Here is a 14885-nt window from a genome sequence, read left to right as displayed (position 1 = left end):
ACTCCCCCCCCGGGGGGTATATGGGGCCGACGGCGTCTGTGGGGGGCGCTGTCCCTCCTGCCGCTTGGCGCGTGGCGCCCCCCTGGGGCCTGCCGGCCATCTCCCCCACACGGGGGGAGATCAGCCAATCCGCGAACGGCCGCATCTTCGCCTCGCCGCTGGCCCGCCGCATCGCCAAGGAAGCCGGTGTCGATGTGTCGGCGGTGACGGGCTCCGGCCCGCATGGTCGCGTGGTCAGGGCCGATGTCGAGGCCGCAATTTCCAGTGGCGGCGCCAAGGCGGCACCAGCAGCAAAAGCAGCGGCCGCCGGTGCTCCGGCACCTGCGGCAGCAGCACCCAAGCCAATGTCCGACGAGCAGGTGCTCAAACTGTTTGCCGAAGGCTCCTACGAGCTGGTCCCCCACGACAATATGCGCAAGACAATTGCGCGGCGGCTGGTCGAGGCCAAGACCACCATCCCGCATTTCTATCTGACGCTCGACTGCGAGCTCGACGCACTTCTGGCCCTGCGCACGCAGATCAATGCGGCCGCCCCGGTGAAGAAGACCGAGAAGGGGGAAACGCCGGCCTATAAGCTTTCCGTCAATGACATGGTCATCAAGGCTCTGGCCATGGCGCTGATGGCGGTGCCGGATGCCAATGCGTCGTGGACAGAAAACGCCATGGTCAAGCACAAGCATGCCGATGTCGGTGTTGCAGTGTCGATCCCCGGCGGCTTGATCACGCCAATCATCCGGCGTGCCGACGAAAAGACGCTGTCCGTTATCTCCAACGAGATGAAGGATCTTGCCGGCCGCGCCCGCAGCCGCAAGCTGAAGCCGGAAGAATATCAGGGCGGCACCACGGCAGTGTCCAATCTCGGCATGTTCGGCATCAAGGATTTTTCTGCCGTCATCAACCCACCGCATGCGACGATCCTGGCGGTCGGCGCCGGAGAGCAACGCGCGGTGGTCAAGAACGGCGAGATCAAGATCGCCACGATCATGTCGGTGACGTTGTCGACCGATCACCGCGCCGTCGACGGTGCGCTCGGCGCCGAGCTGCTCGTCGCCTTCAAACGCATGGTCGAAAACCCGATGGGCATGCTGGTCTAAGAGAAGGGAACAGGGCGGTGCGGAAATTCTTCACCAGCCTTTTTGCCTTCTTTCTTTCCGGTTTGGCCGGCGGATTGGTGGCGCAGTGGCTCGCCGTCGCAACCAATGCCGACGTAGAGTACATCCTTGTGTTTATGATCTCGGCTCTCGTCACCGTCCTCGTGACGGTCGCGTTCTTCATCGCACAATTCATGTCGTACCCACGACGGGCAACAAAGCTGACGGCGACCATAGGGGTAGCGTTTTTTGTGCTCGTTGGAGTTTCCCTGATCGGCTGGACTTTCTCCCAGCCCCCAGGCAAGAGCCAATGGTCGGGCGATCTTCCCATAGTCGCGGGTCTCGTCCTGCCGGGCATCGCTACGGTGCTGGTCCAGTGGCTTTTCGTGCGCTGGCGATTGGCGCGCTCGCAACCAGGTTTCGGCGGGGCAGGCACATGAAGACGGTCCTCTGCTACGGCGATTCGCTTACTTGGGGCTATGACGCGGCAAACCTCGGCCGACATCCGCTGGAAGATCGCTGGCCGAGCGTGCTGCAGGCGGCATTGGGCAGCGGCGTCGAGGTCATCGCCGAAGGCCTGAATGGCCGAACCACCGCCTTCGACGATCACTTGGCCGGAGCGGACCGCAATGGCGCAAGGCTGTTGCCAACGATCCTGACGACTCATGCGCCGATCGATTTGATCGTCATCATGCTCGGCGCCAACGATATGAAGCCGTGGATTCACGGCAATCCGGTCGCGGCCAAACAAGGCGTGCAACGCCTGATCGATATTGTGCGCGGTCATGATTACCCGTTCGATTGGCCGGCGCCGCAGATCCTGATCGTCGCGCCGCCCGTAGTCAGCCGCACGGAAAACGCCGAGTTCAAAGAAATGTTCGCCGGCGGAGATGACGCGTCAAAGCGGCTGGCGCCGCAATATTCCGCCCTTGCCGACGAGGCCGGCTGCGGCTTCTTCAATGCGGGCACGGTGGCCGAAACGACGCCGCTGGACGGCGTCCACCTTGACGCGGAAAACACGCGGAGCATCGGGCAAGCGCTGACGCCGCTCGTGCGCGTCATGCTGGAATTGTGAAGGAGAAAAGCCGTGGCTGAGAACTACGACGTTATCATCATCGGCTCCGGCCCCGGCGGCTATGTCACTGCAGTGCGTTCGGCGCAGCTTGGCTTCAAGACGGCGATTGTCGAGCGCGAGCACTTGGGCGGCATCTGCCTCAACTGGGGCTGCATTCCGACCAAAGCGCTGCTGCGCTCGGCCGAGATCATGCACTATTCGGATCATCTGAAGGATTACGGCCTGAAGATCGACGGCAAGGTCAGCGTCGACACCGCCGCCGTCGTCGATCGCTCGCGAAAGGTCTCGCTGCGGCTCAACGGCGGCGTCGGCTTCCTGATGAAGAAGAACAAGGTCGACGTCATCTGGGGCGAAGCCAAACTGACGAAACCCGGCGAGATCGTCGTGTCGAAATCGTCGAAGAAGCCGATGGAGCCGCAGCCGCCGGCGCCCAAGGGCGTCAAAGGCGAGGGCACCTACACCGCCAAGCACATCATCCTGGCGACCGGAGCCAGGCCGCGCGCATTGCCCGGCATCGAGCCGGACGGCAAGTTGATCTGGACCTATTTCGAGGCGATGGTGCCGAAAGAGATGCCGAAGTCGCTGCTGGTGATGGGCTCGGGCGCCATCGGCATCGAGTTCGCCTCGTTTTACCGCACTATGGGCGCAGAGGTGACGGTGGTTGAACTGCTGCCGGCTGTGATGCCGGTCGAGGACGCCGAAGTGTCGAAGTTTGCGCAAAAGCAGTTCGAGAAGCAGGGCATGAAGATCATCCTCGATGCCAAGGTGACCAAGGTCGAGAAGGGCGCCAATTCGGTCACCGCGCATGTCGAGATGAAGGACGGCAAGGTCGAGAAGATCACCGCCGACCGCATGATTTCAGCCGTCGGGGTACAGGGCAATATCGAAAATCTCGGCCTCGAGGCGCTCGGCGTGAAGACCGAACGCGGTTGCATCGTCGTCGACGGCTACGGCAAGACCAACGTGCCCGGCATCTATGCCATCGGCGATGTCGCCGGACCGCCGATGCTCGCCCACAAGGCCGAGCATGAGGGCGTGGTGTGTGTGGAAAAGATTGCCAATTTCGCCGGCGTGCATGCCATCGACAAGCTGAAGATCCCGGGCTGCACCTATTGCAATCCGCAAGTCGCCTCGGTCGGACTGACGGAAGCCAAAGCGAAAGCCGATGGCAAGGACATCCGCGTCGGCCGCTTCCAGTTCGCCGCAAACGGCAAGGCGATTGCGCTGGGCGAAGACCAAGGCTTCGTCAAGACCATTTTCGACAAGAAGACCGGCCAGTTGCTGGGTGCCCACATGGTTGGCGCAGAAGTAACCGAACTGATCCAGGGCTTCGTCGTGGCTATGAACCTGGAAACCACCGAGGAAGAGCTGATGCACACAATCTTCCCGCACCCGACGCTGTCGGAGATGATGAAGGAGAGTGTTCTCGACGCCTATGGCCGTGCGCTGAACGCATGATAAATTGGCTGCGCGAGACTCACACATGTATGTCAAGGAACTCGACGGCAAGGTAATTCGTTTCCGGATGCATTCATCACCACAGGAGAGGGCATATGGACGTGAACGGCGTGGGCTGGGTAGCAGCCATCATCATCGGCGGTTTGGCAGGCTGGTTTGCCGAGATGTTCATGAAGAGCAACACCGGCATCTTGATGAACATCATTCTTGGCATCGTCGGCGCGATCGTGCTGAATGCCATCCTGCAGGCGCTCAACATCGGCGCCTTCGGCGCCGGCTGGATCGCCTATCTGATCACCGGTTTCATTGGTGCCTGCCTGCTGATCTGGGTAGGACGCATGGTGCGCCGTTAATTGCTGAACTCATGCCATGCGAAAACGGCTGTGGCGGCATGCGCCGCCGCGGCCTTTTTCTTTGCAGCGAAAAGTCCTAGATGACTTGGGAAAGCGAACGTCGGACAGGCGATCGCGAATGAACCGGATTTCATATGGTCACCGTCCTCGACACGATCGCCAATGCGCCGCGCCTGCGGCATCCCGAAAAGGCGCACAAGCCCGACCAGGATGTGCTGCGCAAGCCCGACTGGATCCGCGTCAAGGCGCCGATGTCGAAAGGCTATGCCGAGACGCGCGAGATCGTGAAGTCGCATAAGCTGGTGACGGTGTGCGAAGAGGCCGGTTGCCCCAACATCGGCGAGTGCTGGGAAAAGAAGCACGCCACCTTCATGATCATGGGCGAGATCTGCACGCGCGCCTGCGCGTTCTGCAACGTGGCTACCGGTATACCGACCGCACTCGATCCCGACGAGCCGGCGCGCGTCGCACACGCCGTCAAGCAAATGGGCCTAAGCCATGTCGTCATCACCTCAGTCGACCGCGACGATCTCGCCGATGGCGGAGCTCAGCACTTTGCCGAGGTCATCCGCGCCATCCGGGCGGCAACGCCTCTGACGACGATCGAAATCCTGACGCCCGACTTCCTGCGCAAGGACGGCGCACTGGAGATCGTCGTGGCGGCCAAGCCCGACGTTTTCAACCATAATCTCGAGACCGTGCCGTCGAACTATCTGACGGTTCGGCCGGGTGCGCGCTATTTCCACTCGATCAGGCTCTTGCAGCGAGTCAAGGAACTCGACCCCTCGATCTTCACCAAGTCCGGCATCATGGTTGGCCTTGGCGAGGAGCGGAACGAAATCCTGCAACTGATGGACGATCTGCGTTCGGCCAATGTCGACTTCATGACCATCGGCCAATATCTTCAGCCGTCGAAGAAGCACCATCCGGTGATCCGCTTTGTCACACCGGAGGAGTTCAAGTCTTTCGAGACGATCGGCCGGACCAAGGGCTTCCTGCTGGTGGCGTCGAGCCCGCTGACGCGCTCGTCGCACCATGCCGGCGACGATTTCGCCAGGTTGCGCGCGGCGCGCGAAGCGTTTCTCAGGAAGTCCGCCTAACAAACTGGTTTCATGCCACAATTCGAAGCCCATCGCCGCGTCGCGCATACGCCTGAACAGATGTTCGCTCTGGTCGCGGATATCGAATCCTATCCGCAATTCCTGCCGCTTTGCGAGGCACTTACGGTTCGTTCGCGCAAGGAACGCGACGGACGCACGCTGCTCATCGCCGACATGAGCATTGGCTACAAGGCGATCCGCGAGACTTTCACCACGCAGGTGCTGCTGAAGCCTGACGAGAACGCCATCGACGTCAAATATATCGACGGCCCGTTCAAATATCTGAGCAATGTCTGGCGCTTCGACCCGGCGGACGGCGGTGGTTGCAACGTCTGCTTCTTTATCGACTATGAGTTCAAGAGCCGCATTTTGGGTGCGCTCATGGGAACCATGTTCGACCGCGCCTTCCGCATGTTCTCCGAGGCGTTCGAGAAACGCGCCGAAATCATCTACGGCACGCCATCGGCGGCCTGATCCGCAGCGAGCGCGCGCAGACCCAGTTCAAGCGCATGCCGGACCGTTTCCCGGCGGATGAAATCACGGCCCTTGTCGGCGAACAGCTGGCATTCGCTGACCACCGGCCGGCCAGCCACGGCAACGCCGAACCAGACCAGGCCGACAGGTTTTTCCGCTGAGCCACCGCCCGGACCGGCGATGCCGGTCACCGCGAGCGCAAGCCCGGCGGGCGAATGGGCCAAGGCGCCGGCCGCCATCTCCACCGCAGTCTCGCGCGAGACCGCCCCGTTCGCCTCGAGTGTAACGGCCGAGACGCCGAGCATCTCGGTCTTGGCCTGGTTGGAATAGGTGATGAAGCCGCGATCGACCACAGTGGAAGAGCCGGCAATGTCGGTCAGCGTGGCGATGATCATGCCGCCGGTGCAGCTCTCCGCCGTCGCCAGCATGATGCCGCGCTGCTGGCAGGCCTGAAGCAGGGCATCTGCGAGATCGCTATTGCTCATTCGGGGACATCCCCTGGAAACACAACGCTGGCGGTCGCGATGGCCGCTATGCCTTCCTCACGGCCGACGAAGCCGAGCTTCTCATTGGTTGTCGCCTTGATCGAGATGCGGTCGCGCGAAATTCGCAACATTGCGGAAAGCGTTTCGGTCATGGCCTCGCGATGCGGGCCGACGCGCGGCGCCTCGCAAACCAATGTGATGTCGGCGTTGGCGATGCGCCCGCCGCGCTCGCGCACCAGCTTCGCTGCGTGTTCGACGAAGATGCGTGAAGCGGCCCCTTTCCACTGCGGGTCGGAGGGCGGGAAATGCGTGCCGATGTCACCGGCGCCGCAGGTGGCGAGCAGCGCGTCGGTCAACGCATGCAGGCCGACATCGGCATCCGAATGGCCGGACAATTTCCTGTCGTGCGGAATAGCGACACCGCACAGGGTGACATGGTCGCCGGGCTCGAAGGCATGGACGTCGTAGCCGTTGCCGGTTCGGATGTCCGGAAAACGTGAGGCGCTGGAAAGCCGCTGATCCGCCATCGCAATATCCCGTGCCCAGGTCAGTTTGACATTGTCCGGCGAGCCGGGAACGATCTTCACCGGAATATGCGCCCATTCGGCGATTGCCGCATCGTCGGTGAAATCCGCCTTGCCCAATTGATGAGCCTTTTCGTGCGCGGCCAGGATCGGCCAGAACGGAAAGCCTTGTGGTGTCTGTGCGGCATGGAGCCCGGCCCTGGACACTGTTTCGCCGCTCATGCCTTCGGCCGTTTCGCGCTTCAGCGTATCGGCAACGGGCAAAGCAGGCAGCGCTCCCTGGCGCTCTTCAATGGCGGCGATCGTGCGATCTATCAGTTCCGCATCGACAAACGGCCGAGCCGCATCATGGATCAGGACCCGGCCCGGCGCATGGCTTCTCAACGCCAGCAGTCCAAGCCGGACGGACTCCTGCCGTGACGTACCGCCGATCACAGCGACGACACGGTCGGCGTTCGCGCCGGCGGCGCGGCGGAAAAGCGCGCCGTCTTCGGCATGGATAGCAACGACGACAGGTCCAATTTTCGGATGCGTCAGAAAGGCGTCGAGCGTGCGTGCGATAACGGCGCCGCCGCCAATCTGCTGGTACTGCTTCGGCCCATTGGCCTGCCCCGCGCGCGCGCCGCGCCCGGCAGCAACGATGACCACGGCGACCTTGTCGTCGGCAGCTGGCTTTTCGCTGACATGTCTCATGCCGAGACGCTTAGCGCATGATCCTGAAAAGTGGTATCGCTTTCACAAGACCTAGGATTGATGCCGTCCGGCGATCCATATTTTTCCCAAATGCGCCTTAATGTCACGACATTGCGCGTTGCACATTGCCGTCGTTCTGGCTAGAGAATGTGCAGCAATCGAAGGTGCTTGGTTTTTGTGCATGCCTGATGTGACCAAATTGGCTTCGCCGCTGGAGGTGGGTGGCGTGAGAATCCGCAACCGCGTGTTTCTCGCGCCGATGTCGGGCATTACCGACGAACCGTTCCGGCAGCGCGCCCATGCGCATGGCGCCGGGCTGGTTGTATCCGAAATGGTGGCGAGCGGTGAGCTTGCAAAGGGCAGGGCTGGCTCGGGCCTGCGCATCCGTCATTCCGGGCTGCCTGTCCACATGGTCCAGCTTGCCGGCCGCGAGGCGGTGCACATGGCCGAGGGCGCACGAATCGCAGCCGGCGAAGGCGCCGACATCATCGACATCAACATGGGCTGTCCGGCCAAGAAGGTGACGGGCGGCTATGCCGGTTCGGCACTGATGCGAGACCTCGACCACGCGCTGTCGCTGATCGAAGCGGTAGTCGGCGCGGTCGACGTGCCGGTCACGGTTAAGATGCGGCTTGGCTGGGACGAGAGCGCGCTCAACGCGCCGATGCTGGCGCGACGCGCCGAGCAGGCCGGCGTCAGGATGGTGACGGTGCACGGCCGCACACGTTGCCAGTTCTATCAGGGCACGGCCGACTGGCGTGCCATCGCACGCGTCAAGCAGGCCGTCTCCATCCCTGTGGTTGCCAATGGCGATGTCGGCTCGCCGGCAGAGGCAGCCTTGATCCTCGACCAGTCCGGCGCCGACGCGGTGATGATCGGCCGTGCGCACTATGGCGCGCCGTGGACTGCCGGCAGCATTGTAGCGGCCGCGCTGGCCGAGCCAGTATCCGGCATGCCGGACAGCCCGCAAGCGCTGACCGACTACGTCATTGCCCATTACGAAGACATGCTGACGCTCTATGGCGCCGAAAGCGGATTGCGCCAGGCGCGCAAGCATCTCGGCTGGTATCTCGACCGCCATGCCGTCACAAGCGATGACTGGCGCAAGGCCATCCTCACGTCTTTCGAGCCTGGGCGGGTCATTGCCTTGCTGCGCGACATGTTTTCAAGCGCTCCCGAAGCGCCGAATCTGCGGAGTGCGGCATGAACGCCACCGTCACACAGAGCACGGACATGGCGGACGCCGCGCATATTGTGCTCAACACAATTCGTCGGCCGGTGATCATGGTCGATCCGCAAGGCTTCATCACCTTCGCCAATGCCGATGCCGAGGATTTTTTCCGCTCGAGCGCCACGATGCTCGCCCGCAACACGCTGCACAAGCTCATTCCTTTCGGCAGTCCGCTGCTGACGCTTGTCGACCAGGTGCGCGAGCGCCGTGCGCCGGTGAACGAATACCGGGTGGACGTGTCGTCGCCGCGTCTCGGCATCGAGAAGGTGGTCGATCTCTACGTCGCGCCGGTGACGGAATTTCCAGGCTCCGTCGTGGTGATGTTCCAGGAACGCTCAATGGCCGACAAGATCGACCGGCAGATGACGCATCGCGGTGCGGCGCGCTCGGTCACCGGCCTTGCCGCGATGCTTGCCCATGAGATCAAGAACCCGCTGTCCGGCATTCGTGGCGCCGCGCAGCTGCTAGAACTGTCGGCGTCCGATGAGGATCGCGCGCTGACGCGTTTGATCACCGACGAGACCGACCGCATTGTCTCGCTGGTCGACCGCATGGAGGTGTTTTCGGACGAGCGGCCGATCGACCGCTACCCCGTCAACATCCATGTCGTGCTCGACCATGTCAAAGCAATCGCCAAGAACGGTTTTGCCAAGCGGATCAAGATATTAGAGGACTATGATCCATCATTGCCTCCGGTTTTTGCCAATCGCGACCAGCTCATCCAGGTGTTCCTCAATCTGGTAAAAAATGCCGCCGAGGCGATCGGCAGCGATCCGCAGGGCGAGATCATGCTGTCGACTGCCTTCCGCCCGGGCATCCGTGTTTCCGTGCCCGGAACGCAGGACCGGGTGTCGCTGCCATTGGAATTCTGCGTGCGCGACAACGGTTCGGGTGTCTCCGAGGATATCCTGCCGATCCTGTTCGATCCCTTCATCACCACCAAGCCGAACGGCTCCGGTCTCGGTCTGGCGCTGGTCGCAAAGATCGTCGGCGAGCATGGCGGCATCATTGAATGCGAATCGACGCCGCGCGGGACCACCTTCCGCATCCTGATGCCGGCGTGGAAAGAAACCCAGTTTGCCGACGACGACGGTGAAGGAGACCGCAAATGACCATTCGCGGCAATATTCTCGTCGCCGACGACGATGCGGCCATCCGCACTGTCCTCAACCAGGCGCTTTCGCGCGTCGGTCACGACGTGCGCGTCACCTCCAATGCCTCGACGCTGTGGCGCTGGGTGGCCGCGGGCGAGGGGGATCTGGTCATCACCGACGTTGTCATGCCTGACGAGAACGCCTTCGACATGCTGCCGCGCATCAAGAAGGCGCGACCGGAACTGCCGGTCATCGTCATGAGTGCGCAGAACACGTTCATGACGGCGATCCGGGCCTCCGAAACCGGAGCCTATGAATATCTGCCAAAACCGTTCGACCTGACGGAGCTGCTCAACATCGTCAATCGGGCGCTTTCCGAGCCGCGGCGGCCCAAGATCGATACGCGTGCCGACGAGCCGCCTGAAACGATGCCGCTGGTCGGCCGCTCGGCGGCCATGCAGGACATCTACCGCATGCTGGCGCGGATGATGCAGACCGACCTGACGGTGATGATCTCAGGCGAATCGGGTACCGGCAAGGAACTGGTGGCGCGCGCGCTGCATGAATATGGCCGCCGCCGAGGCGGTCCTTTCGTCGCCATCAACATGGCGGCGATCCCGCGCGACCTGATCGAATCGGAACTATTCGGGCACGAGAAGGGCGCCTTTACCGGCGCACAGAGCCGCTCCACTGGCCGTTTCGAGCAGGCCGAAGGCGGCACGCTGTTCCTCGACGAGATCGGCGATATGCCGATGGAAGCGCAGACGCGGCTTCTGCGTGTGTTGCAGCAGGGCGAATACACCACGGTCGGCGGCCGCACGCCGATCAAGACCGACGTGCGCATCGTCGCTGCCACCAACAAGGACCTGCGCACGCTGATCAATCAGGGGCTTTTCCGCGAGGACCTGTTCTACCGCTTGAACGTTGTGCCGCTCAGGCTGCCGGCGCTGCGCGAGCGATCGGAGGACATTCCGGACCTCGTCCGGCACTTCTTCAAGCTCGGCGCCAGTGAAGGCCTGCAGACCAAGCGCATTTCCACCGGCGGCATCGAGCTGATGAAGCGCTACCCATGGCCTGGCAACGTGCGCGAACTCGAAAACCTCATCCGCAGGCTGGCTGCACTGTATTCGCAGGACGAGATATCCGCCGAGATCATCGAGGCGGAGTTGAAGACTGGCGAAAGGCCTGTCGTTCCAGGTGGCGGCAACCTCATTCCCGACGACCTTTCCATCGGCCAGGCGGTGGAGCATTTCCTGCAGCGCTATTTTGCCTCGTTTGCCGGCGACTTGCCGCCGGCCGGCCTCTATCAGCGAATCCTCTCCGAGGTCGAGTATCCACTGGTCCTCGCCTCGATGACCGCAACGCGCGGTAACCAGATCAAGGCCGCCGAATTGCTAGGACTCAACCGCAACACGCTGCGCAAGAAGATTCGCGAACTCGGCGTCAACGTCTACAAGTCCTCCAGGCAGGTCTAGACGAACCCCTTACGAGCGCTTTCCAGGGGATCGATCGCCGAAAGATTTCCGTCTCGGCCACACTTGTTGCATAATCGCCACAATGCGTTGCATACATCCGACGCAATCACTGGCTCTAGACGGCGACATGGCTCTGCACGCACCGACACTGAGCAAACCGCATTTCAGCACTACCGGCGCGCGAGACGGTCGCCGGCTGCTTGCGCTGCCCGGCGTGGTCGCCATTGCCGGTGCGCTGGTGACGGCGGCGATCTCCTTCGCCATTCTGGTTGGCGCCACGCCGATCACGCCCGACGCGCGGACGACGCTGGCGCTGATCGCGCTTAACGCCGCGTTCGTCCTGTTTCTGATCTTGCTGGTCGGCCGCGAAGTGCATCGCATCCTGATGGCACGCCGGCACGGCAAGGCTGCGTCGCGCCTGCATGTGCGCATCGTGGCGATGTTTGCGCTGGTCGCCGCCATCCCCGCGATCATGGTGGCGATCATCGCGTCGATCACGCTCGACATCGGCCTCGACCGCTGGTTCGAGATCCGCACCAAGACGATCGTCAATTCGTCGTTGTCGATCGCCGACGCCTATGTGCAGGAAAACGCACGAAATCTTCAGGGCACGACGTTGTCGATGGCTTACGACCTCGACGCTTCGCGCACGCTTTACGGCCTCGATCGGACCGGCTTCCTTGACCTCATGAACAAGGAGGCGGTTGGACGCTCCCTGGCACACGCAGCACTCATCAAGCCCGATGGTTCCTTCGTCATGAGCGCCAAGACCGACGCGGACTTTGCCATGCCGGAGCCGCCGGAGGGCGCTGTGGCAAGCGCTGCCAACGGCAAGCCGGTGCTGATCGAGCCGCGCACCCGTAACATCATGGGGGCCATCGTCAAGCTGCGCGAGATCGACGGGCTCTATCTCTACACCATTCGCCTCGTCGATCCCGAGGTGATCAAGGCACGACAGATCGTCAAATCCAACACCGCAGAATATCGCGGTCTCGAAGACAATCGCCGCACCTCGCAAGTGGCTTTCGCGCTTCCCTATCTGTCGCTGACGCTGATCATCATCCTGTCCGCCATCTGGACCGGCATTGCGGTGGCCGACCGCCTGGTGCGGCCGATTCGTCAGCTCATCGGCGCGGCCGACGAGGTCGCTACCGGCAATCTCGATGTGGCCGTGCCAGTCCGCCCCTCCGATGGCGACGTCGCCTCGCTCGGCGACACCTTCAACAAGATGCTGATGGAGCTGAAATCGCAGCGCAACGAGATCCTGTCGGCCAAGGATCTGATCGACGAGCGGCGGCGCTTTTCGGAGGCTGTGCTTGCCGGCGTCACCGCCGGGGTCATCGGCGTCGATCCATATGGCATCGTCACCATCGTCAATCGTTCCGCCGAAACGATGCTGGCCATATCCGCCACCGCGGCGCTTGGGCAGAACCTTTCCGCCGTGCTACCGCATGTCGGCCGCGTCTTCGAGATCGGCCGCAAGTCGGGCAAGCCGGTCTATCGCGAACAGGTCACCTTCTATCGTGCCGGCACCGAACGGACCTTCAACGTGCAGATCACGATTGAAGCCGGCGACGACGGTTCGGAGGATAAATCCTACGTCGTGACAGTCGACGACATTACCGATCTGGTCCAGGCACAGCGTTCCTCTGCATGGGCCGACGTGGCGCGGCGCATCGCCCACGAGATCAAGAACCCGCTGACGCCGATCCAGCTTTCGGCCGAGCGTATCAAGCGCCGTTACGGCAAGGTCATCACCGAGGACCGTGAGGTTTTCGATCAATGCACCGACACCATCATCCGGCAAGTGGAGGACATCGGCCGCATGGTCGACGAGTTCTCAGCGTTCGCCCGCATGCCGAAACCAGAAATGAAGGCCATCGATCTGCGCGATTCGTTGCGGGAGGCCTCGTTCCTGGTCGAAGTGAGCCGCGCCGACATCATCTTCGAGCGCGTCTTCGGCAATGAGCCGCTCAAAGGCACGTTCGACAGCCGCCTGATGGCGCAGGCTTTCGGCAACGTCATCAAGAATGCTGCCGAAGCTATCGACGGACTTGATGCAGAGGATCGTCCGCACGGCATAATCCGGATTCAAGCCGGGCGTCAGAATGGCGCGATTCGAATTGACGTCATCGACAACGGCAGGGGCTTGCCGCGCGAAAACCGGCAGCGCTTGCTCGAGCCTTACATGACGACACGCGAGAAAGGCACCGGGCTTGGCCTCGCTATCGTCAAGAAGATCGTGGAGGACCATGGCGGGCGACTCGAATTGCACGATGCACCAGCGGAATTCCACGATGGGCGGGGTGCGATGATCAGCATCATCCTGCCGGTTGCCGCCACCGTTCCGATACGCGGCGAAAGCAAGACGGAACACGAAAAAGAAACTGAAAAGGTCGGTAATGGCGTCTGATATTCTCATCGTCGACGACGAGGAAGACATCCGCGAACTCGTCGCCGGTATCCTGAGCGACGAAGGTCACGAAACCCGCACGGCGTTTGACGCCGACAGCGCGCTGGCGGTGGTTGCCGACCGGGCACCCAGGCTGATCTTCCTCGACATCTGGCTGCAGGGTTCGCGGCTCGATGGCCTCGCTTTGCTGGACGAGATCAAGACGATGCACCCGAACCTGCCGGTGGTGATGATCTCGGGCCACGGCAATATCGAAACGGCAGTCTCGGCCATCCGCCGCGGCGCCTATGATTTTATCGAAAAGCCGTTCAAGGCCGACAGGCTGATCCTTATTGCCGAACGGGCGCTTGAAACGTCCAAATTGAGACGCGAGGTTTCGGATCTCAAGCTGCGCAGCGGCGAGACTTTTGACCTCATCGGCATGTCGTCGGCAATGAGCCAATTGCGCCAGACCATCGAGCGCGTCGCGCCGACCAACAGCCGCGTCATGATTATCGGCCCCTCCGGCTCGGGCAAGGAACTGGCGGCGCGCGCCATCCACGCACTGTCGGCGCGCAAGAGTGCACCGTTTGTGACGCTGAGTGCCGCCAACATCACGCCTGAGCGTATGGAGATCGAGTTGTTCGGCACCGAATCGAACGGCGTCGAACGCAAGGTCGGTGCGCTGGAGGAGGCCCATCGCGGCATTCTCTACATCGATGAAGTGGCCGACATGCCGCGTGAGACGCAAAACAAGATCCTGCGCGTGCTGGTCGAACAGCAGTTCGAGCGGGTAGGGGGCACCAAGCGGGTCAAGGTCGACGTACGCATCATCTCGTCGACCTCGCAGAACCTGGAAGCCATGATCGCCGACGGCCGTTTCCGTGAGGACCTTTATCATCGCCTGGCCGTGGTTCCGGTCATGGTGCCGGGACTGGCCGAGCGTCGCGAGGACATTCCTTATCTGGTCGACAATTTCATGAAGCAGATCGCTCGCCAGGCCGGCATCAAGCCGCGCCGCATCGGCGACGACGCGCTGGCGGTGCTGCAGGCGCACAACTGGCCGGGCAACGTTCGGCAGTTGCGCAACAATGTCGAGCGCCTGATGATCCTGGCGCGCGGCGACGATGTCGATGCGCCGATCACCGCCGACCTCCTGCCAGCCGAGATCGGCGACGTCATGCCGCGCACTCCAACCAAGTCCGATCAGCACATAATGGCACTGCCGCTGCGTGAAGCACGCGAACAATTCGAGAAGGACTATCTGATCGCCCAGATCAACCGTTTTGGCGGCAACATCTCGAAGACGGCAGAGTTTATCGGCATGGAACGCTCTGCACTGCACCGCAAGCTGAAGTCGCTGGGCGTCTGAGAGCCAAACCAGCCGTGGCCCACGCAATTACCGGTTACGGCGGTCGTGGAATCGCATAAGAGCACTGC

At 62.2% G+C, this 14885-nt stretch carries 14 protein-coding genes; 12 read left to right on the top strand and 2 right to left on the bottom strand.

Features of this window, described 5'->3' with window-relative positions:
* The 7 genes from NKH05_RS07085 to NKH05_RS07055 form a co-directional block, all read left to right on the top strand.
* Window positions 1–1094 (top strand): 2-oxo acid dehydrogenase subunit E2 (locus tag NKH05_RS07085; RefSeq protein WP_353025189.1); only part of this gene is annotated, 1094 nt, incomplete at its 5' end.
* A gap of 17 nt (window positions 1095–1111) precedes the next feature.
* A complete protein-coding gene (locus NKH05_RS07080; RefSeq protein ID WP_353025188.1) occupies window positions 1112–1531 on the top strand; it encodes a hypothetical protein in 420 nt (139 codons plus the stop codon).
* On the top strand, window positions 1528–2166 hold the full coding sequence (locus NKH05_RS07075) for an SGNH/GDSL hydrolase family protein (RefSeq protein WP_023717566.1): 639 nt from the start codon (window positions 1528–1530) through the stop codon (window positions 2164–2166). Before NKH05_RS07080 ends, NKH05_RS07075 begins: the two co-directional genes overlap by 4 nt.
* A 12-nt stretch (window positions 2167–2178) precedes the next feature.
* Window positions 2179–3624 carry a dihydrolipoyl dehydrogenase gene (gene lpdA / locus NKH05_RS07070; protein WP_352496542.1) on the top strand — a complete coding sequence of 482 codons (1446 nt, stop codon included), beginning with the start codon at window positions 2179–2181 and terminating at the stop codon, window positions 3622–3624.
* Between the two features lie 95 nt (window positions 3625–3719).
* Window positions 3720–3977, top strand: a complete 258-nt coding sequence (locus tag NKH05_RS07065; protein WP_023717568.1) for a GlsB/YeaQ/YmgE family stress response membrane protein — start codon at window positions 3720–3722, stop codon at window positions 3975–3977.
* A 134-nt stretch (window positions 3978–4111) separates the two neighbouring features.
* On the top strand, window positions 4112–5077 hold the full coding sequence (gene lipA / locus NKH05_RS07060) for a lipoyl synthase (RefSeq protein WP_023717570.1): 966 nt from the start codon (window positions 4112–4114) through the stop codon (window positions 5075–5077).
* 12 nt (window positions 5078–5089) lie between these two features.
* Window positions 5090–5551, top strand: a complete 462-nt coding sequence (locus tag NKH05_RS07055; protein WP_023717571.1) for a type II toxin-antitoxin system RatA family toxin — start codon at window positions 5090–5092, stop codon at window positions 5549–5551.
* Here the strand turns inward: NKH05_RS07055 and NKH05_RS07050 are convergent.
* Together NKH05_RS07050 and NKH05_RS07045 are read right to left on the bottom strand one after the other, a co-directional pair.
* Window positions 5527–6036 (bottom strand): CinA family protein, encoded by a 510-nt coding sequence (locus NKH05_RS07050; protein WP_352496543.1) that lies wholly within the window; start codon window positions 6034–6036, stop codon window positions 5527–5529. The two genes, NKH05_RS07055 and NKH05_RS07050, sit on opposite strands and share 25 nt — an antisense overlap.
* Window positions 6033–7253: a bifunctional 2-C-methyl-D-erythritol 4-phosphate cytidylyltransferase/2-C-methyl-D-erythritol 2,4-cyclodiphosphate synthase gene (locus NKH05_RS07045; protein ID WP_023717573.1), complete on the bottom strand. Its 1221-nt coding sequence runs from the start codon at window positions 7251–7253 to the stop codon at window positions 6033–6035. The genes NKH05_RS07050 and NKH05_RS07045 overlap by 4 nt, the downstream gene beginning before the upstream one ends.
* A gap of 181 nt (window positions 7254–7434) precedes the next feature.
* On the opposite strand from NKH05_RS07045, the gene dusB reads away from it, so the two are divergent.
* From dusB to ntrX, 5 genes are all read left to right on the top strand, one after another.
* The gene (gene dusB, locus NKH05_RS07040) at window positions 7435–8460 is read left to right on the top strand and encodes a tRNA dihydrouridine synthase DusB (protein ID WP_352855994.1); all 1026 of its coding nucleotides are present in this window, start codon (window positions 7435–7437) and stop codon (window positions 8458–8460) included.
* Window positions 8457–9596 carry a two-component system sensor histidine kinase NtrB gene (locus tag NKH05_RS07035; protein WP_352496544.1) on the top strand — a complete coding sequence of 380 codons (1140 nt, stop codon included), beginning with the start codon at window positions 8457–8459 and terminating at the stop codon, window positions 9594–9596. The genes dusB and NKH05_RS07035 overlap by 4 nt, the downstream gene beginning before the upstream one ends.
* On the top strand, window positions 9593–11053 hold the full coding sequence (gene ntrC, locus NKH05_RS07030; protein WP_023717576.1) for a nitrogen regulation protein NR(I): 1461 nt from the start codon (window positions 9593–9595) through the stop codon (window positions 11051–11053). The genes NKH05_RS07035 and ntrC overlap by 4 nt, the downstream gene beginning before the upstream one ends.
* 127 nt (window positions 11054–11180) lie before the next feature.
* Window positions 11181–13466 carry a sensor histidine kinase NtrY-like gene (locus NKH05_RS07025; protein WP_352587533.1) on the top strand — a complete coding sequence of 762 codons (2286 nt, stop codon included), beginning with the start codon at window positions 11181–11183 and terminating at the stop codon, window positions 13464–13466.
* Complete coding sequence (ntrX, locus tag NKH05_RS07020; protein WP_352482545.1) at window positions 13456–14817, top strand: nitrogen assimilation response regulator NtrX; 1362 nt, start codon at window positions 13456–13458, stop codon at window positions 14815–14817. The genes NKH05_RS07025 and ntrX overlap by 11 nt, the downstream gene beginning before the upstream one ends.
* Window positions 14818–14885 lie beyond the last annotated feature (68 nt).

It is taken from the genome of Mesorhizobium sp. M1399 (assembly GCF_040317735.1).
In the GTDB taxonomy this organism is placed as follows: domain Bacteria; phylum Pseudomonadota; class Alphaproteobacteria; order Rhizobiales; family Rhizobiaceae; genus Mesorhizobium.
Note: the sequence above shows the minus strand (reverse complement) of the source record. Positions and strands in the feature narration are given on the sequence as shown.